Below are 20,515 nucleotides of genomic sequence, written 5' to 3'. Positions count from 1 at the left end.
CTTCAGAGAAGCCGCCCGCTCTGGGTAACTTAACTGAACGCCTAAAGATATAAACGAGGAATCAAATGGCTCGTACAACACCCATCGCACGCTACCGTAACATCGGTATCAGTGCGCACATCGACGCCGGTAAAACCACTACTACCGAACGTATTCTGTTCTACACCGGTGTAAACCACAAAATCGGTGAAGTTCATGACGGCGCAGCCACCATGGACTGGATGGAACAGGAGCAGGAGCGTGGTATCACTATCACCTCCGCAGCGACTACTGCATTCTGGTCAGGTATGGCTAAGCAGTACGAACCGCATCGCGTAAACATCATCGACACCCCAGGGCACGTTGACTTCACCATCGAAGTAGAACGTTCCATGCGTGTTCTTGACGGCGCGGTAATGGTTTATTGCGCAGTTGGTGGTGTTCAGCCACAGTCTGAAACCGTATGGCGTCAGGCGAACAAATATAAAGTTCCACGCATCGCGTTCGTTAACAAAATGGACCGTATGGGTGCTAACTTCCTGAAAGTTGTTGGCCAGATCAAAACCCGTCTGGGCGCGAACCCTGTTCCGCTGCAGCTGGCAATTGGTGCTGAAGAAGGCTTCACCGGCGTTATCGACCTGGTGAAAATGAAAGCCATCAACTGGAACGATGCAGACCAGGGCGTTACCTTCGAATACGAAGATATCCCAGCTGCAATGCAGGACCTGGCTGACGAATGGCACCAGAACCTGATCGAATCCGCTGCTGAAGCTTCTGAAGAGCTGATGGAGAAATACCTGGGTGGTGAAGAACTGACTGAAGAAGAGATCAAAAAAGCTCTGCGTCAGCGCGTTCTGAACAACGAAATCATCCTGGTAACCTGTGGTTCTGCGTTCAAGAACAAAGGTGTTCAGGCGATGCTGGATGCGGTAGTTGACTACCTGCCATCCCCAGTTGACGTTCCTGCGATCAACGGCATCCTGGACGACGGTAAAGATACCCCGGCTGAGCGTCACGCAAGCGACGAAGAGCCATTCTCTGCACTGGCGTTCAAAATTGCTACCGACCCATTCGTGGGTAACCTGACCTTCTTCCGCGTTTACTCTGGTGTGGTTAACTCCGGTGACACCATCCTGAACTCCGTGAAAGCGGCGCGTGAGCGTTTTGGCCGTATCGTACAGATGCACGCTAACAAACGTGAAGAAATCAAAGAAGTTCGTGCGGGCGACATCGCTGCAGCTATCGGTCTGAAAGACGTGACCACTGGTGACACCCTGTGTGACCCGGATCACCCGATCATTCTGGAGCGTATGGAATTCCCAGAGCCGGTAATCTCCATCGCAGTTGAACCAAAAACCAAAGCTGACCAGGAAAAAATGGGTCTGGCTCTGGGCCGTCTGGCGAAAGAAGACCCATCATTCCGCGTATGGACTGATGAAGAATCTAACCAGACCATCATCGCTGGTATGGGTGAACTGCACCTGGACATCATCGTTGACCGTATGAAGCGTGAATTCAACGTTGAAGCGAACGTGGGTAAACCTCAGGTTGCTTACCGCGAAGCGATTCGCGCGAAAGTTACCGATATTGAAGGTAAACACGCTAAGCAGTCTGGTGGTCGCGGTCAGTACGGTCACGTTGTGATCGACATGTACCCACTGGAGCCGGGCTCTAACCCGAAAGGTTACGAGTTCATCAACGACATCAAAGGTGGTGTAATTCCTGGCGAATACATCCCAGCCGTTGATAAAGGCATCCAGGAACAGCTGAAAGCGGGCCCTCTGGCTGGCTATCCGGTTGTTGACATGGGTATCCGTCTGCACTTCGGTTCTTACCACGACGTTGACTCCTCTGAACTGGCGTTTAAACTGGCTGCGTCTATTGCCTTTAAAGAAGGCTTTAAGAAAGCAAAACCAGTTCTGCTTGAGCCAATCATGAAGGTTGAAGTAGAAACTCCTGAAGAGAACACCGGTGACGTTATCGGTGACTTGAGCCGTCGTCGCGGTATGCTGCGTGGTCAGGAATCCGAAGTGACTGGCGTTAAGATCCACGCTGAAGTTCCGCTGTCTGAAATGTTCGGATATGCAACTCAGCTGCGTTCTCTGACCAAAGGTCGTGCATCATACACCATGGAATTCCTGAAGTATGATGATGCGCCTAACAACGTTGCTCAGGCCGTTATTGAAGCCCGTGGTAAGTAATCCACAGGATTAAAACCTAAGTCCCGTGCTCTCTCCAAAGGGGAGAGCACTATAGTAAGGAATATAGCCGTGTCTAAAGAAAAATTTGAACGTACAAAACCGCACGTCAACGTTGGTACTATCGGCCACGTTGACCATGGTAAAACTACCCTGACTGCTGCAATCACTACCGTTCTGGCTAAAACCTACGGTGGTTCTGCTCGTGCATTCGACCAGATCGATAACGCACCAGAAGAAAAAGCTCGTGGTATCACCATCAACACTTCCCACGTTGAATACGACACCCCGACTCGCCACTACGCACACGTAGACTGCCCAGGCCACGCCGACTATGTTAAAAACATGATCACCGGTGCTGCGCAGATGGACGGCGCGATCCTGGTTGTTGCTGCGACTGACGGCCCAATGCCTCAGACTCGTGAGCACATCCTGCTGGGTCGTCAGGTAGGCGTTCCTTACATCATCGTGTTCCTGAACAAATGCGACATGGTTGATGACGAAGAGCTGCTGGAACTGGTAGAGATGGAAGTTCGTGAACTGCTGTCTCAGTACGATTTCCCAGGCGACGATACTCCAATCGTTCGTGGTTCTGCTCTGAAAGCGCTGGAAGGCGACGCAGAGTGGGAAGCGAAAATCATCGAACTGGCTGGCTTCCTGGATTCTTACATCCCAGAACCAGAGCGTGCGATTGACAAGCCATTCCTGCTGCCAATCGAAGACGTATTCTCCATCTCCGGTCGTGGTACCGTTGTTACCGGTCGTGTAGAGCGCGGTATCATCAAAGTTGGTGAAGAAGTTGAAATCGTTGGTATCAAAGAGACTGCGAAGTCTACCTGTACTGGCGTTGAAATGTTCCGCAAACTGCTGGACGAAGGCCGTGCTGGTGAGAACGTTGGTGTTCTGCTGCGTGGTATCAAACGTGAAGAAATCGAACGTGGTCAGGTTCTGGCGAAGCCAGGCTCAATCAAGCCACACACCAAGTTCGAATCTGAAGTGTACATCCTGTCCAAAGACGAAGGCGGCCGTCATACTCCGTTCTTCAAAGGCTACCGTCCACAGTTCTACTTCCGTACTACTGACGTGACCGGTACCATCGAACTGCCAGAAGGCGTTGAGATGGTAATGCCAGGCGACAACATCAAGATGGTTGTGACGCTGATCCACCCAATCGCGATGGACGACGGTCTGCGTTTCGCAATCCGTGAAGGCGGCCGTACCGTTGGCGCGGGCGTTGTTGCTAAAGTTCTGGGCTAATTAATTATCCCTGAATTAAAAAAGGACGCTTCGGCGTCCTTTTTTGTTTTCTACCGCTCAGGCGTCGTCACAAAATTTCGCATTTTTTGCCTGCTCCCGCCCCGCATTCTGGCGTTTGTGCTATTGTAATCATAACCATTCTCACTTACACTTTGCGCATAATTTGAACGGGAGTTTCTATGTACGTTTGTTTATGTAATGGTGTAAGCGACAAAAAAATACGTCAGGCCGTTCGCCAGTTTCAGCCCCAGTCATTCCAGCAGCTTCGCAAATTTGTTCCGGTGGGAAATCAATGCGGTAAATGCGTACGTGCTGCGCGAGAGATCATGCAGGACGAGCTGATGCAGATCCCGGAATACAAAGAGATCGCGTAAGCGCCCATCTTTTCTTTGACATCCCTGTAGCCCGATCTACGCTTCAATGAGTGGAAGCGGAGGGACTATATAATGAAAGGTGATGTTAAAATCATAAGTTATCTCAATAAATTATTGGGAAATGAGCTTGTCGCAATCAACCAGTATTTTCTTCACGCGAGAATGTTCAAAAACTGGGGACTCAAACGTTTAAACGACGTTGAGTACCATGAATCTATCGATGAGATGAAACACGCTGATAAATATATCGAGCGTATTTTATTCCTTGAAGGCATTCCAAACCTGCAGGATCTCGGCAAGCTGGGCATCGGAGAAGATGTCGAAGAGATGCTGCGTTCCGACCTCAGGCTGGAACTTGAAGGCGCTAAAGATCTCCGTGAAGCCATTGCCTATGCTGACAGCGTACATGACTACGTCAGCCGCGATATGATGATCCAGATCCTGGCCGATGAAGAAGGGCATATTGACTGGCTGGAAACAGAGCTGGATCTCATTGCTAAAATTGGCCTGCAAAACTATCTTCAGTCACAGATTAAAGTGGAAGAATAAGCAACGTCTTCCAGCCTACGCATAAACCCGCTGCTGCCAGAAATGGCCCAAAAGGCAGCGGGTTTTTTATTGCCTTCTTATTAGGGCGGATTAACGAAAAGACAAGAATGCAGAGAAGCGCCATCAGCGCCGCGAGTAACGCCAGCATTGGCAGTACGCACCAGCCATGCCATGCACCCAGCGCCGCCAGGTATTTCACATCGCCATATCCCATACCTTCACGCCGGCAGATAAACCAATAGCCCCAGTAAATAACTGCAAAGGCAATATATCCGGCCATCGCACCCGCCACCGCGCTCGGCAGAAAATCAGGTTGGATACAGAGCTGGAAGAGCAGCCCAGCCCATAGCAGCGGGCAGAGAAATTTATCGGGAAGCAGACCGTAGCGAATATCGGCATGTACCAGTAAGGCAGTCAGTGAAAGATAGATCAGCAGAAAGGGGAGGGTGGTTAGCATGTAAAAGGCCTCAAACGGGTTTGAGCGCATAGTCGTTATAATCGGCCTGTCCGGCAATGCACAAAAAACGGAGATGCGTAGCGGCTCGAAACAAAGCATCGCCGCAGAATACATTGCATAAAACGTTGCGCGCTCTTACACACCCTGCGACATTGGCGCTTAATTTCTAAACGGCACTTGCGTCTTGCCCAGATTTACGTATAATGCGCGGGCTTGTCGTAATTGACGGCGGGTTCAATCAGAACCAGAGTAGCTCATTTTGTTACTCAACAATGCTCCCAATTGGGGAGCTACGTAAGAACGGTTACACTCTCCCATCAATCGTAATGGGTTTGAGGAGTAATCATTTTCGTTTATAAAATAATTGGAGCTCTGGTCTCATGCAGAACCAAAGAATCCGTATCCGCCTTAAAGCGTTTGATCATCGTCTGATCGATCAATCAACCGCGGAAATCGTCGAGACTGCTAAGCGCACTGGTGCGCAAGTCCGTGGTCCGATCCCGCTGCCGACCCGCAAAGAGCGCTTCACCGTTCTGATTTCTCCGCACGTTAACAAAGACGCGCGCGATCAGTACGAAATCCGCACTCACAAGCGTCTGGTTGACATCGTTGAGCCAACTGAGAAAACCGTTGATGCTCTGATGCGTCTGGATCTGGCTGCCGGTGTAGACGTGCAGATCAGCCTGGGTTAATCAGGTCATCGAGCGATTGAGAGGTTGAAACAATGATTGGTTTAGTCGGTAAAAAAGTGGGTATGACCCGCATCTTCACTGAAGATGGCGTTTCTATCCCAGTAACCGTAATCGAAGTTGAAGCAAACCGCGTTACTCAGGTTAAAGATCTGGCTAACGATGGCTACCGCGCTATTCAGGTTACCACTGGTGCTAAAAAAGCTAACCGTGTAACCAAACCAGAAGCGGGTCACTTCGCTAAAGCTGGCGTAGAAGCTGGCCGTGGGCTGTGGGAATTCCGTCTTGCTGAAGGCGAAGAGTTCACCGTAGGTCAGGACATTAGCGTTGAGCTGTTTGCTGACGTTAAAAAAGTTGACGTAACCGGTACCTCTAAAGGTAAAGGTTTTGCTGGTACCGTTAAGCGCTGGAACTTCCGTACCCAGGACGCTACCCACGGTAACTCCTTGTCTCACCGCGTTCCGGGTTCTATCGGTCAGAACCAGACTCCGGGCAAAGTGTTCAAAGGCAAGAAAATGGCAGGTCAGCTGGGTAACGAACGTGTAACCGTTCAGAGCCTGGACGTAGTACGTGTTGACGCTGAGCGCAACCTGCTGCTGGTTAAAGGTGCGGTCCCGGGTGCAACCGGTAGCGACCTGATCGTTAAACCAGCTGTGAAGGCGTAAGGGGATAGCAATGGAATTAGTATTGAAAGACGCGCAGAGCGCGCTGACTGTTTCCGAAACTACCTTCGGTCGTGATTTCAACGAAGCGCTGGTTCACCAGGTTGTTGTTGCTTATGCAGCTGGTGCTCGTCAGGGTACTCGTGCTCAGAAGACTCGTGCTGAAGTAACTGGTTCTGGCAAAAAGCCATGGCGCCAGAAAGGTACCGGCCGTGCGCGTTCAGGTTCTATCAAGAGCCCGATCTGGCGTTCAGGTGGCGTGACCTTCGCTGCGCGTCCACAGGACCACAGTCAAAAAGTTAACAAAAAGATGTACCGCGGCGCGCTGAAAAGCATCCTGTCCGAACTGGTACGTCAGGATCGTCTGATCGTTGTCGAGAAGTTCTCTGTTGAAGCGCCTAAAACTAAGCTGCTGGCACAGAAACTGAAAGACATGGCTCTGGAAGATGTGCTGATCATCACCGGTGAGCTGGACGAGAACCTGTTCCTGGCCGCACGTAACCTGCACAAGGTTGACGTACGCGATGCGACTGGTATCGACCCGGTTAGCCTGATCGCCTTCGACAAAGTCGTAATGACTGCTGATGCTGTTAAGCAAGTTGAGGAGATGCTGGCATGATTCGTGAAGAACGTCTGCTGAAGGTGCTTCGCGCACCGCACGTTTCTGAAAAAGCGTCTACTGCGATGGAAAAAACAAACACCATCGTTCTCAAAGTTGCTAAAGACGCGACCAAAGCAGAGATCAAAGCTGCTGTGCAGAAACTGTTTGAAGTCGAAGTCGAAGTCGTTAACACCCTGGTCGTTAAAGGGAAAGTTAAACGTCACGGACAGCGTATCGGTCGTCGTAGCGACTGGAAAAAAGCTTACGTCACCCTGAAAGAAGGCCAGAATCTGGACTTCGTTGGCGGCGCTGAGTAAGTCGGAGGAGTAATACAATGGCAGTTGTTAAATGTAAACCGACATCTCCGGGTCGTCGCCACGTAGTTAAAGTGGTTAACCCTGAGCTGCACAAGGGCAAACCTTTTGCTCCGTTGCTGGAAAAAAACAGCAAATCCGGTGGTCGTAACAACAATGGCCGTATCACCACTCGTCACATCGGTGGTGGCCACAAGCAGGCTTATCGTATTGTTGACTTCAAACGCAACAAAGACGGTATCCCAGCAGTTGTTGAACGTCTTGAGTACGATCCGAACCGTTCCGCGAACATCGCGCTGGTTCTGTACAAAGACGGCGAACGCCGTTACATCCTGGCCCCTAAAGGCCTGAAAGCTGGCGACCAGATTCAGTCTGGCGTTGATGCTGCAATCAAAGCAGGCAACACCCTGCCGATGCGCAATATCCCGGTTGGTTCTACCGTTCATAACGTAGAAATGAAACCAGGTAAAGGCGGTCAGCTGGCGCGTTCCGCGGGTACTTACGTTCAGATCGTTGCGCGTGATGGTGCTTATGTCACCCTGCGTCTGCGTTCTGGTGAAATGCGTAAAGTCGAAGCAGACTGCCGCGCTACTCTGGGCGAAGTTGGCAATGCTGAGCATATGCTGCGCGTTCTGGGTAAAGCAGGTGCTGCACGCTGGCGTGGTGTTCGTCCTACCGTTCGCGGTACTGCGATGAACCCAGTCGACCACCCACATGGTGGTGGTGAAGGTCGTAACTTTGGTAAGCACCCGGTATCTCCGTGGGGCGTTCAGACCAAAGGTAAGAAGACCCGCAGCAACAAGCGTACTGATAAATTTATCGTACGTCGCCGTAGCAAATAATTTTAGAGGATAAGCCATGCCACGTTCTCTCAAGAAAGGTCCTTTTATTGACCTGCACTTGCTGAAGAAGGTAGAGAAAGCGGTGGAAAGCGGAGACAAGAAGCCCCTGCGCACTTGGTCCCGTCGTTCAACGATCTTTCCTAACATGATCGGTTTGACCATCGCTGTCCATAATGGTCGTCAGCACGTTCCAGTCTTTGTTACCGACGAAATGGTTGGTCACAAACTGGGTGAATTCGCACCGACTCGTACTTATCGCGGCCATGCTGCTGATAAAAAAGCGAAGAAGAAATAAGGTAGGAGGAAGAGATGGAAACTTTAGCTCAACATCGCCATGCTCGTTCTTCTGCACAGAAGGTTCGCCTTGTTGCTGACCTGATTCGCGGTAAGAAAGTGTCGCAGGCCCTGGACATCCTGACCTATACCAACAAGAAAGCTGCGGTATTGGTCAAGAAAGTACTGGAATCTGCCATTGCTAACGCTGAACACAACGATGGCGCTGACATCGACGATCTGAAAGTCGCGAAAATTTTCGTAGATGAAGGCCCAAGCATGAAGCGCATTATGCCGCGTGCGAAAGGTCGTGCAGATCGCATCCTGAAGCGCACCAGCCACATTACTGTGGTTGTGTCCGATCGCTGAGACTCTGGAGACTAGCAATGGGTCAGAAAGTACATCCTAATGGTATTCGCCTGGGTATTGTAAAACCATGGAACTCTACCTGGTTTGCGAACACCAAAGAATTCGCTGACAACCTGGACAGCGATTTTAAAGTACGTCAGTACCTGACTAAGGAACTGGCTAAAGCGTCTGTATCTCGTATCGTTATCGAGCGTCCAGCGAAGAGCATCCGTGTGACTATTCACACTGCTCGTCCTGGCATCGTTATCGGTAAGAAAGGCGAAGACGTAGAAAAACTGCGCAAGGTCGTAGCGGATATCGCTGGCGTTCCTGCACAGATCAATATCGCTGAAGTTCGTAAGCCTGAACTGGACGCTAAATTGGTTGCTGACAGCATCACTTCACAGCTGGAACGTCGTGTTATGTTCCGTCGTGCTATGAAGCGTGCTGTACAGAACGCAATGCGTCTGGGCGCTAAAGGTATCAAAGTTGAAGTTAGCGGCCGTCTGGGCGGCGCGGAAATCGCACGTACCGAATGGTACCGTGAAGGTCGCGTACCGCTGCACACTCTGCGTGCTGACATCGACTACAACACCTCTGAAGCGCACACCACTTACGGTGTAATCGGCGTTAAGGTATGGATCTTCAAAGGTGAGATCCTGGGTGGTATGGCTGCTGTTGAACAACCGGAAAAACCGGCTGCTCAACCTAAAAAGCAGCAGCGTAAAGGCCGTAAATAAGGAGCGTCGCTGATGTTACAACCAAAGCGTACAAAATTCCGTAAAGTGCACAAAGGCCGCAACCGTGGTCTGGCGCAGGGTACGGATGTTAGCTTCGGCACTTTCGGTCTGAAAGCTGTTGGCCGTGGTCGTCTGACTGCACGTCAGATCGAAGCAGCACGTCGTGCAATGACCCGTGCAGTTAAGCGTCAAGGTAAGATCTGGATCCGTGTATTCCCGGACAAACCGATCACCGAGAAGCCGCTGGAAGTTCGTATGGGTAAAGGTAAAGGTAACGTGGAGTACTGGGTTGCCTTGATCCAACCGGGCAAAGTCCTGTATGAAATGGACGGTGTTCCGGAAGAGCTGGCCCGTGAAGCCTTCGGCCTGGCAGCAGCGAAACTGCCTATCAAAACCACCTTTGTAACTAAGACGGTGATGTAATGAAAGCAAAAGAGCTGCGTGAAAAAAGCGTTGAAGAGCTGAACGCTGAGCTGCTGAACCTGCTGCGTGAGCAGTTCAACCTGCGTATGCAGGCTGCAAGTGGCCAGCTGCAACAGACTCACCTGCTGAAGCAAGTGCGTCGCAATGTTGCACGCGTTAAGACTTTACTGACTCAGAAGGCGGGTGCGTAATGACCGATAAAATCCGTACTCTGCAAGGTCGTGTTGTTAGCGACAAAATGGAGAAATCCATTGTTGTAGCTATCGAACGTATTGTGAAACACCCGATCTACGGTAAATTCATCAAGCGTACGACCAAACTGCACGTACATGACGAGAACAACGAATGTGGTATCGGCGACAAGGTTGAAATCCGTGAATGCCGTCCACTGTCCAAGACTAAGTCCTGGACGCTGGTTCGCGTTGTAGAGAAAGCGGTTCTGTAATACAGTACGCCTTCTCAATACGAATAAACGGCTCAGCGATGAGCCGTTTATTTTTTCTACCCATATTGCAGAAGCGGTGTTATAATGCCGCGCCCTCGATATGGGGCTTTTTAACGGCTCTGATTTTAGAGTCTCAGGTAGTAGTTGACATTAGCGGAGCACTAAAATGATCCAAGAACAGACTATGCTGAACGTCGCCGACAACTCCGGTGCACGTCGCGTAATGTGTATCAAGGTTCTGGGTGGCTCGCACCGTCGCTACGCAGGCGTAGGCGACATCATCAAGATCACCATCAAAGAAGCAATTCCACGTGGTAAGGTCAAAAAAGGTGATGTGCTGAAGGCGGTAGTGGTGCGCACCAAGAAGGGTGTTCGTCGCCCTGACGGTTCTGTCATTCGCTTCGATGGTAATGCATGCGTTATTTTAAACAATAACAGCGAGCAGCCTATCGGCACGCGTATCTTTGGGCCGGTAACTCGTGAACTTCGTACTGAGAAGTTCATGAAAATTATCTCTCTGGCACCAGAAGTACTCTAAGGAGCGAATCATGGCAGCGAAAATCCGTCGTGATGACGAAGTTATCGTGTTAACCGGTAAAGATAAAGGTAAACGCGGTAAAGTAAAAAATGTTCTGTCTTCCGGCAAACTTGTCGTTGAAGGTATCAACCTGGTTAAGAAACATCAGAAGCCGGTTCCGGCCCTGAACCAACCAGGTGGCATCGTTGAAAAAGAAGCTGCTATTCAGGTTTCTAACGTTGCAATCTTCAATGCGGCTACCGGCAAGGCTGACCGTGTAGGCTTTAGATTCGAAGACGGTAAAAAAGTCCGTTTCTTCAAGTCTAACAGCGAAACTATCAAGTAATTTGGAGTAGTACGATGGCGAAACTGCATGATTACTACAAAGACGAAGTAGTTAAGAAACTCATGACCGAGTTTAACTACAATTCTGTCATGCAAGTCCCTCGGGTCGAGAAGATCACCCTGAACATGGGTGTTGGTGAAGCGATCGCTGACAAGAAACTGCTGGATAACGCAGCAGCTGACCTGACAGCAATCTCCGGTCAAAAACCGCTGATCACCAAAGCACGCAAATCTGTTGCAGGCTTCAAAATCCGTCAGGGCTATCCGATCGGCTGTAAAGTAACTCTGCGTGGCGAACGCATGTGGGAGTTCTTTGAGCGCCTGATCACTATTGCTGTTCCACGTATCCGTGACTTCCGTGGCTTGTCCGCTAAGTCTTTCGACGGTCGTGGTAACTACAGCATGGGTGTCCGTGAGCAGATCATCTTCCCAGAAATCGACTACGATAAAGTCGACCGCGTGCGTGGTTTGGATATTACCATTACCACTACTGCGAAATCTGACGAAGAAGGCCGTGCTCTGCTGGCTGCCTTTGACTTCCCGTTCCGCAAGTAAGGTAGGGTTACTGAATGGCTAAGCAATCAATGAAAGCACGCGAAGTAAAGCGCGTAGCTTTAGCTGATAAATTCTTCGCTAAACGCGCTGAACTGAAAGCGATCATTTCTGATGTGAACGCTTCCGACGAAGATCGTTGGAATGCGGTTCTCAAGCTGCAGTCTCTGCCGCGTGATTCCAGCCCGTCTCGTCAGCGTAACCGCTGTCGTCAAACAGGTCGTCCACATGGTTATGTGGGCAAGTTTGGGTTGAGCCGTATCAAACTGCGTGAAGCCGCCATGCGCGGTGAAGTGCCAGGCTTGAAAAAGGCTAGCTGGTAATTACCAATTGAATCACGGGAGTAAAGACAGATGAGCATGCAAGATCCGATCGCGGATATGCTGACCCGTATCCGTAACGGTCAGGCCGCGAACAAAGTTGCGGTCACCATGCCTTCCGCCAAGCTGAAAGTGGCAATTGCCAACGTGCTGAAGGAAGAAGGTTTTATCGAAGATTTTAAAGTTGAAGGCGACACCAAGCCGGAACTGGAACTTACTCTCAAGTATTTCCAGGGTAAAGCTGTTGTAGAAAGCATTCAGCGTGTCAGCCGCCCAGGCCTGCGCATCTATAAGAAAAAAGATGAGCTGCCAAAAGTTATGGCTGGTCTTGGTATCGCAGTTGTTTCTACCTCTAAAGGTGTTATGACTGATCGTGCAGCGCGCCAGGCTGGTCTTGGTGGCGAAATTATCTGCTACGTAGCCTAATCGGAGGAAAGAATGTCTCGTGTTGCTAAAGCACCGGTCGTTATTCCTGCCGGCGTTGATGTAAAAATCGACGGTCAGGTTATTACGATCAAAGGTAAAAACGGCGAGCTGACTCGTACCCTCAACAAAGCTGTTGAAGTTAAACATGCAGATAACGCTCTGACCTTCGGTCCACGTGATGGTTTCGTGGATGGTTGGGCTCAGGCTGGTACCGCGCGTGCCCTGCTGAACTCAATGGTTGTTGGTGTTACCGAAGGCTTCACTAAAAAGCTTCAGCTGGTTGGTGTAGGTTATCGTGCAGCTATCAAAGGGAATGCAGTAGGCCTGTCTCTGGGCTTCTCACACCCTGTTGAGCATCCGCTGCCGGCCGGTATCACTGCAGAATGCCCGACTCAGACTGAAATCGTGCTGAAAGGCGCTGATAAACAGCTGATCGGTCAGGTTGCAGCAGATCTGCGCGCCTACCGTCGTCCTGAGCCTTACAAAGGCAAGGGTGTTCGTTACGCCGACGAAGTCGTGCGTACCAAAGAGGCTAAGAAGAAGTAAGGTAACACTATGGATAAGAAATCTGCTCGTATCCGTCGTGCGACCCGCGCACGCCGCAAGCTCAAAGAGCTGGGTGCAACTCGCCTGGTGGTACATCGTACCCCGCGTCATATTTACGCACAGGTAATTGCACCGAACGGTTCTGAAGTTCTGGTAGCTGCTTCTACTGTAGAAAAAGCTATCTCAGAACAATTGAAGTACACCGGTAACAAAGACGCCGCTGCAGCTGTAGGTAAAGCTGTTGCTGAACGCGCTCTGGAAAAAGGCATCAGCAATGTTTCCTTTGACCGTTCCGGGTTCCAATATCATGGTCGTGTCCAGGCACTGGCAGATGCTGCCCGTGAAGCTGGCCTTCAGTTCTAAGGTAGAGGTGTAAGATGGCTCACATCGAAAAACAGGCTGGCGAACTGCAGGAAAAGCTGATCGCGGTAAACCGCGTATCTAAAACCGTTAAAGGTGGTCGTATTTTCTCCTTCACAGCTCTGACTGTAGTAGGCGATGGTAACGGTCGCGTTGGTTTTGGTTACGGTAAAGCGCGTGAAGTTCCAGCAGCGATCCAGAAAGCGATGGAAAAAGCCCGTCGCAACATGATTAACGTCGCGCTGAACAACGGCACCCTGCAGCACCCAGTTAAAGGTGTTCACACGGGTTCTCGTGTATTCATGCAGCCAGCTTCAGAAGGTACCGGTATCATCGCCGGTGGTGCAATGCGCGCCGTTCTGGAAGTTGCTGGGGTTCATAACGTTCTGGCTAAAGCATATGGTTCCACCAACCCGATCAACGTGGTTCGTGCAACTATTGATGGCCTGGAAAATATGAATTCTCCAGAAATGGTCGCTGCCAAGCGTGGTAAATCCGTTGAAGAAATTCTGGGGTAATTGACCATGGCAAAGACTATTAAAATCACTCAAACCCGCAGTGCAATCGGTCGTCTGCCGAAACACAAGGCAACGCTGCTTGGCCTGGGTCTGCGTCGTATTGGTCATACCGTTGAGCGCGAGGATACTCCTGCTGTTCGTGGTATGGTCAACGCGGTTTACTTCATGGTTAAAGTTGAGGAGTAAGAGATGCGTTTAAATACTCTGTCTCCGGCCGAAGGCTCTAAAAAGGCGGGTAAACGCCTGGGTCGTGGTATCGGTTCTGGCCTCGGCAAAACCGGTGGTCGTGGTCACAAAGGTCAGAACTCTCGTTCTGGCGGTGGCGTACGTCGCGGTTTCGAGGGTGGCCAGATGCCACTGTACCGTCGTCTGCCGAAGTTCGGCTTCACCTCTCGCAAAGCAGCGATCACGGCGGAAATCCGTCTGTCTGACCTGGCGAAAGTTGAAGGCGGCGTTGTAGACCTGAACACGCTGAAAGCAGCAAACATTATCGGTATCCAGATCGAGTTCGCGAAAGTGATCCTGGCTGGTGAAGTTTCTACTCCGGTAACTGTTCGTGGCCTGCGTGTTACTAAAGGTGCTCGTGCTGCTATCGAAGCTGCTGGCGGTAAAATTGAGGAATAAGTAGCAGATGGCTAAGCAACCGGGATTAGATTTTCAAAGTGCCAAAGGTGGATTTGGCGAGCTGAAACGCAGACTGCTGTTTGTTATCGGCGCGCTGATTGTGTTCCGTATTGGCTCTTTTATTCCGATCCCTGGTATCGATGCCGCTGTACTTGCCAAACTGCTTGAGCAACAGCGAGGCACCATCATTGAAATGTTCAACATGTTCTCTGGTGGTGCTCTCAGCCGTGCTTCTATCTTCGCACTGGGTATTATGCCGTACATTTCGGCATCGATTATTATCCAGCTGCTGACGGTCGTTCATCCGGCCCTGGCAGAGTTGAAGAAAGAAGGGGAGTCTGGACGTCGTAAGATTAGTCAGTACACCCGTTACGGTACTCTGGTGCTGGCAATATTCCAGTCGATCGGTATTGCTACCGGTCTGCCGAATATGCCTGGTATGCAGGGCCTGGTGTTAAACCCGGGCTTTGCATTCTACTTCACCGCTGTTGTAAGTCTGGTCACAGGGACAATGTTCCTGATGTGGCTCGGCGAACAGATTACTGAGCGTGGTATCGGTAACGGTATCTCAATCATTATCTTCGCCGGTATTGTTGCGGGCCTCCCGCCAGCCATCGCCCACACTATCGAGCAAGCGCGTCAAGGCGACCTGCACTTCCTCCTGTTGCTGTTGGTTGCAGTATTAGTATTTGCAGTGACGTTCTTTGTTGTCTTCGTTGAACGTGGTCAACGCCGCATTGTGGTGAACTACGCTAAGCGTCAGCAAGGTCGTCGTGTCTATGCTGCACAGAGCACACATTTACCGCTGAAAGTGAACATGGCGGGGGTTATCCCGGCTATCTTCGCTTCCAGTATTATTCTGTTCCCGGCAACCATCGCGTCATGGTTCGGGGGCGGTACTGGTTGGAACTGGCTGACAACAATTTCGCTGTATTTGCAGCCTGGGCAACCACTTTATGTGTTACTCTATGCGTCTGCGATCATCTTCTTCTGTTTCTTCTACACGGCGTTGGTCTTCAACCCGCGTGAAACAGCAGATAACCTGAAGAAGTCCGGTGCATTTGTACCAGGAATTCGTCCGGGAGAGCAAACGGCGAAGTATATCGATAAAGTAATGACCCGCCTGACTTTGGTTGGTGCGCTCTATATTACTTTTATCTGCCTGATCCCGGAGTTCATGCGTGATGCAATGAAAGTACCGTTCTACTTCGGTGGGACCTCACTGCTTATCGTTGTTGTCGTGATTATGGACTTTATGGCTCAAGTGCAAACTCTGATGATGTCCAGTCAGTATGAGTCTGCATTGAAGAAGGCGAACCTGAAAGGCTACGGCCGCTAATTGGTCGCCTGAGAAGTTACGGAGAGTAAAAATGAAAGTTCGTGCTTCCGTCAAGAAATTATGCCGTAACTGCAAAATCGTTAAGCGTGATGGTGTCATCCGTGTGATTTGCAGTGCCGAGCCGAAGCATAAACAGCGCCAAGGCTGATTATTTCGCATATTTTTCTTGCAAAGTTGGGTTGAGCTGGCTAGATTAGCCAGCCAATCTTTTGTATGTCTGTACGTTTCCATTTGAGTATCCTGAAAACGGGCTTTTCAGCATGGTGCGTACATATTAAATAGTAGGAGTGCATAGTGGCCCGTATAGCAGGCATTAACATTCCTGATCAGAAACATGCTGTGATCGCATTAACTTCGATCTACGGCATCGGCAAGACCCGTTCTAAAGCCATTCTGGCTGCAGCGGGTATCGCTGAAGATGTTAAGATCAGTGAGCTGTCTGAAGAACAAATCGACACGCTGCGTGACGAAGTTGCCAAATTTGTCGTTGAAGGTGATCTGCGCCGTGAAATCAGCATGAGCATCAAGCGCCTGATGGATCTTGGTTGCTATCGCGGTTTGCGTCATCGTCGTGGTCTGCCAGTGCGCGGTCAGCGTACTAAGACCAACGCACGTACCCGTAAGGGTCCGCGCAAACCGATCAAGAAATAATCGGGGTGATTGAATAATGGCAAAGGCACCAGTTCGTGCACGTAAACGTGTAAGAAAACAAGTCTCTGACGGCGTGGCTCATATCCATGCTTCTTTCAACAACACCATCGTTACTATTACTGATCGTCAGGGTAACGCATTGGGTTGGGCAACAGCCGGTGGTTCCGGTTTCCGTGGTTCTCGCAAATCCACTCCGTTCGCAGCTCAGGTTGCAGCAGAGCGTTGCGCAGAAGCCGTAAAAGAATACGGCATCAAGAATCTGGAAGTTATGGTTAAAGGTCCGGGTCCGGGTCGTGAATCTACTGTTCGCGCTCTGAACGCCGCTGGTTTCCGCATCACTAATATTACTGATGTGACTCCGATCCCTCATAACGGTTGTCGTCCGCCGAAAAAACGTCGCGTATAACGCTCGTTTTTTAGGTTAGTTGGAGATAGAAAATGGCAAGATATTTGGGTCCTAAGCTCAAGCTGAGCCGTCGTGAGGGCACCGACTTATTCCTTAAGTCTGGCGTTCGCGCGATCGATACCAAGTGTAAAATTGAACAAGCTCCTGGCCAGCACGGTGCGCGTAAACCGCGTCTGTCTGACTATGGTGTGCAGTTGCGTGAAAAGCAAAAAGTTCGCCGTATGTACGGTGTGCTGGAGCGTCAGTTCCGTAACTACTATAAAGAAGCAGCACGTCTGAAAGGCAACACAGGTGAAAACCTGCTGGCTCTGCTGGAAGGTCGTCTGGACAACGTTGTATACCGTATGGGCTTCGGCGCTACTCGTGCTGAATCACGTCAGCTGGTTAGCCACAAAGCAATCATGGTAAACGGTCGTGTTGTTAACATCGCTTCTTATCAGGTTAAAGCGAATGACGTTGTTAGCATTCGTGAGAAAGCGAAAAAGCAATCTCGCGTGAAGGCCGCTCTGGAGCTGGCTGAGCAGCGTGAAAAGCCAACCTGGCTGGAAGTTGATGCTGGCAAGATGGAAGGTACGTTCAAGCGTCAGCCAGAACGTTCTGATCTGTCTGCGGACATTAACGAACACCTGATCGTCGAGCTTTACTCCAAGTAAAGCTTAGTACCAAAGAGAGGACACAATGCAGGGTTCTGTGACAGAGTTTCTAAAACCGCGCCTGGTAGATATCGAGCAAGTGAGTTCGACGCACGCCAAGGTGACCCTTGAGCCTTTAGAGCGTGGCTTTGGCCATACTCTGGGTAACGCACTGCGCCGTATTCTGCTCTCATCGATGCCGGGTTGCGCGGTGACCGAGGTTGAGATTGATGGTGTACTTCATGAGTACAGCACCAAAGAAGGCGTTCAGGAAGATATCCTTGAAATCCTGCTCAACCTGAAAGGGCTGGCGGTGAGAGTTCAGGGTAAAGATGAAGTTATTCTTACTCTGAATAAATCTGGCATTGGCCCTGTGACTGCAGCCGACATCACCCACGACGGTGATGTTGAAATCGTCAAGCCGCAGCACGTGATCTGCCACCTGACCGATGAGAACGCAGCTATTAGCATGCGTATCAAAGTTCAGCGCGGTCGTGGTTATGTGCCGGCTTCTGCCCGAATTCATTCGGAAGAAGATGAGCGCCCAATCGGCCGTCTGCTGGTCGACGCATGCTACAGCCCTGTAGAGCGTATTGCCTACAATGTTGAAGCAGCGCGTGTAGAACAGCGTACCGACCTGGACAAGCTGGTCATCGAAATGGAAACCAACGGCACAATCGATCCTGAAGAGGCGATTCGTCGTGCGGCAACCATCCTGGCAGAACAACTGGAAGCTTTCGTTGACTTACGTGATGTTCGTCAGCCGGAAGTGAAAGAAGAGAAACCAGAATTCGATCCGATCCTGCTGCGCCCTGTTGACGATCTCGAATTGACTGTCCGCTCTGCTAACTGCCTCAAGGCAGAAGCTATCCACTATATCGGTGATCTGGTACAGCGTACCGAGGTTGAGTTGCTGAAAACGCCGAACCTGGGTAAAAAATCTCTTACCGAGATTAAAGACGTGCTGGCTTCACGTGGTCTGTCTCTGGGCATGCGCCTGGAAAACTGGCCACCGGCAAGCATTGCTGACGAGTAACCGGATCACAGGTTAAGGTTTTACTGAGAAGGATAAGGTCATGCGCCATCGTAAGAGTGGTCGTCAACTGAACCGCAACAGCAGCCATCGCCAGGCTATGTTCCGCAACATGGCAGGTTCACTGGTTCGTCATGAGATCATCAAGACGACCCTGCCTAAAGCGAAAGAGCTGCGTCGCGTAGTTGAGCCGCTGATTACTCTTGCCAAGACTGACAGCGTTGCTAATCGTCGTCTGGCATTCGCCCGTACTCGTGATAACGAGATCGTGGCAAAACTGTTTAACGAACTGGGCCCGCGTTTCGCGAGCCGTGCCGGTGGTTACACTCGCATTCTGAAGTGTGGCTTCCGTGCAGGCGACAACGCGCCGATGGCTTACATCGAGCTGGTTGATCGTTCAGAGAAAGCAGAAGCTGCTGCAGAGTAATCTGCAGTAACGTAAAAAAACCCGCTCCGGCGGGTTTTTTTATATCCGCGATATCCCCACTTCTCTACAATATCTGTATCAATTCTGTTCATCCCCTGGAGCGGGTAATGTGGCTGCTTGACCAGTGGGCAGAACGCCATATTCGTGATGCCCAAAAAAAAGGTGAATTCGACGATCTTCCGGGACGCGGCGAACCCCTTATGCTTGACGATGACTCGCATATTGCGCCTGAATTACGCGCGGGATACCGTTTACTAAAGAATGCAGGCTGTCTCCCTCCTGAACTCGAACAGCGCAGAGAGGCTGTTGAACTTGTCGATCTGCTAAAAGGGATCCGTCAGGACGATCCGCGACATTCTGAAATTAGCCGCCGCCTCGCCCTGCTTGAACTTAAACTGCGTCAGGCAGGAATGAACACTGACTTTCTGCACGGTGAATACGGTGAACGCTTGTTGCGGAAAATAAACGAGGAGTAGTTATGTACCGTATCGGTGAACTTGCGAAGCTCGCGAACGTCACACCGGATACCATCCGATATTACGAAAAGCAGCAGATGATCGATCATGAAGTTCGTACTGAAGGTGGCTTTCGACTTTATACCGATAACGATCTGCAGCGCCTGCGGTTTATTCGTTATGCGCGTCAGCTTGGTTTCACATTAGATTCGATCCGCGAGTTATTATCGATCCGCATCGATCCGGCACATCACACCTGTCAAGAGTCGAAAAGCATTGTGCAGGCCCGGTTGGATGAAGTTGAAGCACGCATTCAGGAATTGCAAACCATGCAGCGCTCTCTGCAAAGGCTGAATGATGCTTGTTGTGGCACGGCCCACAGCAGTATTTATTGTTCTATTCTGGAAGCCCTTGAACAGGGGGCCAGTGGGGAAACCGAGGACTGTTGATTTTTAGTCCAACCAGGTCTAGACTCCCGTCGACATAAACCATGCTCAGGAGAATTTATGAGCCGCTATCAGCACACGAAAGGACAGATTAAAGACAATGCCATTGAGGCACTTCTTCATGACCCGCTATTCAGACAGCGCGTTGAGAAGAATAAAAAAGGGAAAGGAAGTTATCTGCGTAAAGACAAGCATGCAAAACGGGGTAACTGGGAGGCCAGTGGCAAACAAGCGAATCGCTTATTTACCACTGGCCTTCCTGCTTTAAGCTTCTGATTAAACGCGCTTGTTCTGCTCTTTTAACAGATCGCGAATCTCACTCAGCAGCACTTCTTCTTTTGTCGGTGCAGGCGCTGCTGCCGGCTCTTCTTTTTTACGGTTGAGTTTATTGATCAGCTTGATAGCCATAAAAATGGCAAACGCCACAATCACGAAATCAAATACGTTCTGAATAAATACACCGTAGTGCATCACGACTGCCGGCACATCACCCTGTGCTTCACGCAACGTGAAAGCGAACTGTTTGAAATCAATGCCCCCGATTAGCAACCCTAAAGGTGGCATGATAATGTCGGCCACTAATGATGAAACAATCTTGCCGAATGCTGCACCAATAATGACACCCACTGCCAAATCCACCACGTTTCCGCGCATCGCAAATTCGCGAAATTCTTTAATAAAACTCATTTTGTTCTCCTTGTGCCAGCTGACGACTATAAGTTTAACAAATGATTAGCTAATTGCCATTCGTGATAATTAAACGTTAT

At 50.4% G+C, this 20,515-nt stretch carries 37 protein-coding genes; 35 read left to right on the top strand and 2 right to left on the bottom strand.

Annotated elements, in window-relative coordinates; translation table 11 throughout:
- The first annotated feature begins 65 nt into the window (after nt 1-65).
- The 4 genes from fusA (at nt 66) to bfr (ending at nt 4,357) form a co-directional block, all read left to right on the top strand.
- Nucleotides 66-2,180, top strand: coding sequence for an elongation factor G (gene fusA, locus BFV67_RS20210; RefSeq protein ID WP_021242224.1), 2,115 nt, complete (start codon nt 66-68; stop codon nt 2,178-2,180).
- A 69-nt stretch (nt 2,181-2,249) separates the two neighbouring features.
- Nucleotides 2,250-3,434 carry an elongation factor Tu gene (tuf, locus tag BFV67_RS20205; RefSeq protein ID WP_014830236.1) on the top strand — a complete coding sequence of 395 codons (1,185 nt, stop codon included), beginning with the start codon at nt 2,250-2,252 and terminating at the stop codon, nt 3,432-3,434.
- A 179-nt stretch (nt 3,435-3,613) separates the two neighbouring features.
- Entirely contained in the window at nt 3,614-3,808 is a 195-nt protein-coding gene (gene bfd, locus BFV67_RS20200; protein ID WP_008503493.1) for a bacterioferritin-associated ferredoxin, read from the top strand.
- 72 nt (nt 3,809-3,880) lie between these two features.
- Nucleotides 3,881-4,357 (top strand): bacterioferritin, encoded by a 477-nt coding sequence (gene bfr, locus BFV67_RS20195; protein ID WP_008503492.1) that lies wholly within the window; start codon nt 3,881-3,883, stop codon nt 4,355-4,357.
- Here bfr and BFV67_RS20190 read toward each other — a convergent pair.
- Nucleotides 4,341-4,814 carry a prepilin peptidase gene (locus BFV67_RS20190; protein ID WP_069598971.1) on the bottom strand — a complete coding sequence of 158 codons (474 nt, stop codon included), beginning with the start codon at nt 4,812-4,814 and terminating at the stop codon, nt 4,341-4,343. The genes bfr and BFV67_RS20190 overlap by 17 nt on opposite strands.
- Before the next feature lie 380 nt (nt 4,815-5,194).
- Between BFV67_RS20190 and rpsJ the strand changes: the two genes are divergently transcribed.
- The 31 genes from rpsJ (at nt 5,195) to BFV67_RS20035 (ending at nt 20,024) form a co-directional block, all read left to right on the top strand.
- Nucleotides 5,195-5,506, top strand: coding sequence for a 30S ribosomal protein S10 (gene rpsJ / locus BFV67_RS20185; RefSeq protein ID WP_001181005.1), 312 nt, complete (start codon nt 5,195-5,197; stop codon nt 5,504-5,506).
- A gap of 32 nt (nt 5,507-5,538) precedes the next feature.
- On the top strand, nt 5,539-6,168 hold the full coding sequence (gene rplC / locus BFV67_RS20180) for a 50S ribosomal protein L3 (RefSeq protein WP_003863274.1): 630 nt from the start codon (nt 5,539-5,541) through the stop codon (nt 6,166-6,168).
- A 10-nt stretch (nt 6,169-6,178) separates the two neighbouring features.
- On the top strand, nt 6,179-6,784 hold the full coding sequence (rplD, locus tag BFV67_RS20175; RefSeq protein ID WP_000424395.1) for a 50S ribosomal protein L4: 606 nt from the start codon (nt 6,179-6,181) through the stop codon (nt 6,782-6,784).
- Nucleotides 6,781-7,083 (top strand): 50S ribosomal protein L23, encoded by a 303-nt coding sequence (gene rplW / locus BFV67_RS20170; RefSeq protein ID WP_000617546.1) that lies wholly within the window; start codon nt 6,781-6,783, stop codon nt 7,081-7,083. Before rplD ends, rplW begins: the two co-directional genes overlap by 4 nt.
- A 17-nt stretch (nt 7,084-7,100) precedes the next feature.
- On the top strand, nt 7,101-7,922 hold the full coding sequence (rplB, locus tag BFV67_RS20165; protein WP_008457150.1) for a 50S ribosomal protein L2: 822 nt from the start codon (nt 7,101-7,103) through the stop codon (nt 7,920-7,922).
- A 16-nt stretch (nt 7,923-7,938) separates the two neighbouring features.
- Entirely contained in the window at nt 7,939-8,217 is a 279-nt protein-coding gene (gene rpsS, locus BFV67_RS20160) for a 30S ribosomal protein S19 (RefSeq protein ID WP_001138117.1), read from the top strand.
- Between the two features lie 14 nt (nt 8,218-8,231).
- Nucleotides 8,232-8,564 carry a 50S ribosomal protein L22 gene (gene rplV, locus BFV67_RS20155; RefSeq protein ID WP_002919773.1) on the top strand — a complete coding sequence of 111 codons (333 nt, stop codon included), beginning with the start codon at nt 8,232-8,234 and terminating at the stop codon, nt 8,562-8,564.
- A 17-nt stretch (nt 8,565-8,581) separates the two neighbouring features.
- Nucleotides 8,582-9,283 carry a 30S ribosomal protein S3 gene (rpsC, locus tag BFV67_RS20150; RefSeq protein ID WP_000529945.1) on the top strand — a complete coding sequence of 234 codons (702 nt, stop codon included), beginning with the start codon at nt 8,582-8,584 and terminating at the stop codon, nt 9,281-9,283.
- A gap of 12 nt (nt 9,284-9,295) precedes the next feature.
- A complete protein-coding gene (gene rplP / locus BFV67_RS20145) occupies nt 9,296-9,706 on the top strand; it encodes a 50S ribosomal protein L16 (protein ID WP_002919759.1) in 411 nt (136 codons plus the stop codon).
- Nucleotides 9,706-9,897, top strand: coding sequence for a 50S ribosomal protein L29 (rpmC, locus tag BFV67_RS20140; RefSeq protein ID WP_003863282.1), 192 nt, complete (start codon nt 9,706-9,708; stop codon nt 9,895-9,897). Before rplP ends, rpmC begins: the two co-directional genes overlap by 1 nt.
- Complete coding sequence (rpsQ, locus tag BFV67_RS20135; RefSeq protein ID WP_008503489.1) at nt 9,897-10,151, top strand: 30S ribosomal protein S17; 255 nt, start codon at nt 9,897-9,899, stop codon at nt 10,149-10,151. Before rpmC ends, rpsQ begins: the two co-directional genes overlap by 1 nt.
- A gap of 166 nt (nt 10,152-10,317) precedes the next feature.
- The gene (gene rplN, locus BFV67_RS20130; RefSeq protein ID WP_002919748.1) at nt 10,318-10,689 is read left to right on the top strand and encodes a 50S ribosomal protein L14; all 372 of its coding nucleotides are present in this window, start codon (nt 10,318-10,320) and stop codon (nt 10,687-10,689) included.
- A 10-nt stretch (nt 10,690-10,699) separates the two neighbouring features.
- Nucleotides 10,700-11,014, top strand: coding sequence for a 50S ribosomal protein L24 (rplX, locus tag BFV67_RS20125; protein WP_003863287.1), 315 nt, complete (start codon nt 10,700-10,702; stop codon nt 11,012-11,014).
- Nucleotides 11,015-11,028: 14 nt separating this feature from the next.
- Nucleotides 11,029-11,568: a 50S ribosomal protein L5 gene (gene rplE / locus BFV67_RS20120; RefSeq protein WP_001096202.1), complete on the top strand. Its 540-nt coding sequence runs from the start codon at nt 11,029-11,031 to the stop codon at nt 11,566-11,568.
- A gap of 14 nt (nt 11,569-11,582) precedes the next feature.
- A complete protein-coding gene (gene rpsN, locus BFV67_RS20115) occupies nt 11,583-11,888 on the top strand; it encodes a 30S ribosomal protein S14 (RefSeq protein ID WP_003863291.1) in 306 nt (101 codons plus the stop codon).
- A 30-nt stretch (nt 11,889-11,918) separates the two neighbouring features.
- Nucleotides 11,919-12,311, top strand: a complete 393-nt coding sequence (gene rpsH / locus BFV67_RS20110) for a 30S ribosomal protein S8 (RefSeq protein ID WP_006178918.1) — start codon at nt 11,919-11,921, stop codon at nt 12,309-12,311.
- 12 nt (nt 12,312-12,323) lie between these two features.
- The gene (gene rplF / locus BFV67_RS20105; protein ID WP_003863296.1) at nt 12,324-12,857 is read left to right on the top strand and encodes a 50S ribosomal protein L6; all 534 of its coding nucleotides are present in this window, start codon (nt 12,324-12,326) and stop codon (nt 12,855-12,857) included.
- A 9-nt stretch (nt 12,858-12,866) separates the two neighbouring features.
- Complete coding sequence (gene rplR, locus BFV67_RS20100; RefSeq protein WP_003863297.1) at nt 12,867-13,220, top strand: 50S ribosomal protein L18; 354 nt, start codon at nt 12,867-12,869, stop codon at nt 13,218-13,220.
- 14 nt (nt 13,221-13,234) lie between these two features.
- Nucleotides 13,235-13,735, top strand: a complete 501-nt coding sequence (gene rpsE, locus BFV67_RS20095; protein ID WP_003863299.1) for a 30S ribosomal protein S5 — start codon at nt 13,235-13,237, stop codon at nt 13,733-13,735.
- 6 nt (nt 13,736-13,741) lie between these two features.
- The gene (rpmD, locus tag BFV67_RS20090) at nt 13,742-13,921 is read left to right on the top strand and encodes a 50S ribosomal protein L30 (RefSeq protein WP_003863301.1); all 180 of its coding nucleotides are present in this window, start codon (nt 13,742-13,744) and stop codon (nt 13,919-13,921) included.
- Nucleotides 13,922-13,924: 3 nt separating this feature from the next.
- A complete protein-coding gene (gene rplO / locus BFV67_RS20085) occupies nt 13,925-14,359 on the top strand; it encodes a 50S ribosomal protein L15 (RefSeq protein WP_003863304.1) in 435 nt (144 codons plus the stop codon).
- A 7-nt stretch (nt 14,360-14,366) separates the two neighbouring features.
- Nucleotides 14,367-15,698, top strand: a complete 1,332-nt coding sequence (secY, locus tag BFV67_RS20080; protein ID WP_003863305.1) for a preprotein translocase subunit SecY — start codon at nt 14,367-14,369, stop codon at nt 15,696-15,698.
- Nucleotides 15,699-15,729: 31 nt separating this feature from the next.
- Nucleotides 15,730-15,846 (top strand): 50S ribosomal protein L36, encoded by a 117-nt coding sequence (gene rpmJ, locus BFV67_RS20075; RefSeq protein ID WP_000868187.1) that lies wholly within the window; start codon nt 15,730-15,732, stop codon nt 15,844-15,846.
- A 146-nt stretch (nt 15,847-15,992) separates the two neighbouring features.
- Nucleotides 15,993-16,349 carry a 30S ribosomal protein S13 gene (gene rpsM / locus BFV67_RS20070; RefSeq protein ID WP_008503488.1) on the top strand — a complete coding sequence of 119 codons (357 nt, stop codon included), beginning with the start codon at nt 15,993-15,995 and terminating at the stop codon, nt 16,347-16,349.
- Between the two features lie 16 nt (nt 16,350-16,365).
- Nucleotides 16,366-16,755 (top strand): 30S ribosomal protein S11, encoded by a 390-nt coding sequence (gene rpsK, locus BFV67_RS20065; protein ID WP_003863312.1) that lies wholly within the window; start codon nt 16,366-16,368, stop codon nt 16,753-16,755.
- Between the two features lie 32 nt (nt 16,756-16,787).
- Entirely contained in the window at nt 16,788-17,408 is a 621-nt protein-coding gene (gene rpsD / locus BFV67_RS20060; protein ID WP_004868345.1) for a 30S ribosomal protein S4, read from the top strand.
- A gap of 25 nt (nt 17,409-17,433) precedes the next feature.
- Complete coding sequence (locus tag BFV67_RS20055) at nt 17,434-18,423, top strand: DNA-directed RNA polymerase subunit alpha (protein ID WP_002919219.1); 990 nt, start codon at nt 17,434-17,436, stop codon at nt 18,421-18,423.
- A gap of 40 nt (nt 18,424-18,463) precedes the next feature.
- A complete protein-coding gene (rplQ, locus tag BFV67_RS20050) occupies nt 18,464-18,847 on the top strand; it encodes a 50S ribosomal protein L17 (RefSeq protein ID WP_001216368.1) in 384 nt (127 codons plus the stop codon).
- Between the two features lie 107 nt (nt 18,848-18,954).
- Entirely contained in the window at nt 18,955-19,323 is a 369-nt protein-coding gene (locus BFV67_RS20045) for a DnaJ family domain-containing protein (protein WP_032675568.1), read from the top strand.
- A 2-nt stretch (nt 19,324-19,325) separates the two neighbouring features.
- Nucleotides 19,326-19,751 (top strand): Zn(2+)-responsive transcriptional regulator, encoded by a 426-nt coding sequence (gene zntR / locus BFV67_RS20040; RefSeq protein WP_021242972.1) that lies wholly within the window; start codon nt 19,326-19,328, stop codon nt 19,749-19,751.
- Between the two features lie 57 nt (nt 19,752-19,808).
- Nucleotides 19,809-20,024 carry an alternative ribosome-rescue factor A gene (locus BFV67_RS20035; protein WP_023294702.1) on the top strand — a complete coding sequence of 72 codons (216 nt, stop codon included), beginning with the start codon at nt 19,809-19,811 and terminating at the stop codon, nt 20,022-20,024.
- On the opposite strand, the gene mscL is transcribed toward BFV67_RS20035, so the two are convergent.
- On the bottom strand, nt 20,025-20,435 hold the full coding sequence (gene mscL / locus BFV67_RS20030) for a large-conductance mechanosensitive channel protein MscL (protein WP_008503483.1): 411 nt from the start codon (nt 20,433-20,435) through the stop codon (nt 20,025-20,027).
- Between the last annotated feature and the right edge of the window lie 80 nt (nt 20,436-20,515).

The organism is Enterobacter roggenkampii, assembly GCF_001729805.1.
GTDB lineage: Bacteria > Pseudomonadota > Gammaproteobacteria > Enterobacterales > Enterobacteriaceae > Enterobacter > Enterobacter roggenkampii.
This window is presented reverse-complemented; position numbering and strand designations above follow the sequence as displayed.